The 564-nt window shown below is 24.5% G+C and carries 2 protein-coding genes; both read left to right on the top strand.

Annotation, left to right across the window (positions count from 1 at the left end):
* A partial coding sequence (locus tag KSU54_RS18615; RefSeq protein WP_226832887.1) for a transposase occupies positions 1–269 on the top strand: 269 nt, incomplete at its 5' end.
* Positions 230–370 carry a hypothetical protein gene (locus tag KSU54_RS19075; RefSeq protein WP_226814471.1) on the top strand — a complete coding sequence of 47 codons (141 nt, stop codon included), beginning with the start codon at positions 230–232 and terminating at the stop codon, positions 368–370. The genes KSU54_RS18615 and KSU54_RS19075, both read left to right, overlap by 40 nt.
* Positions 371–564: the final 194 nt, after the last annotated feature.

Here is a 564-nt window from a genome sequence, read left to right as displayed (position 1 = left end):
TTCCTAAAACTATAATATGTATTGACAGTTTCCGTGTTTTAAAGAAGATTACAGTCTGTCTAAATTCAGTTAGGAAAAGGATATTAAGACGTTACAGAGATAGTCAAGAATACAAATTATTAAAATATAGATACGAACTGCTTTTAAAGAGTGGCGATAAAATAAATGATGAAAAGTACTTTTTTGATCGTACATTAGGTTATACAACTAGTGAAGCAGGAGTATTAGAATGTGTTCTTTCTATAAACAAAGAATTAAAAATGGCTTAAATTTACAAGAAGATTATCGTGTATTTAATGATGTTAAAGAAAATGAATATAATGAAGAAGAATATCTAACGGATGTATTGAAGGAAAAAATAATTATGTAAAAAAGATTCTATCTAATGAAAATGGAATGACCAATTTTGACAGAGCTAGAAATAGAATTATGTATTCTCAGAATCTTTTAGATACGTATACAATTTCTATTAATAAAAAACAAATCAAGAAAAACAAAAACAAATAAAAAATGAAATAATACTATATCTAGACATAAAAAAGTAGGATAATTATTGAAGATTAT

Source organism: Erysipelatoclostridium sp. MSK.23.31, assembly GCF_019125875.1.
Taxonomy (GTDB): Bacteria; Bacillota_I; Bacilli_A; order Erysipelotrichales; family Coprobacillaceae; genus Thomasclavelia; species Thomasclavelia ramosa.
The sequence above is the reverse complement of the archived record's forward strand: the minus strand, read 5'-3'. Positions and strand labels throughout refer to the sequence as shown.

Coding starts and splice junctions, on each gene's coding strand:
- KSU54_RS19075 (WP_226814471.1), top strand. CDS start 230: ATGTGTTCTTTCTATAAACAAAGAATTAAAAATGGCTTAAATTTACAA.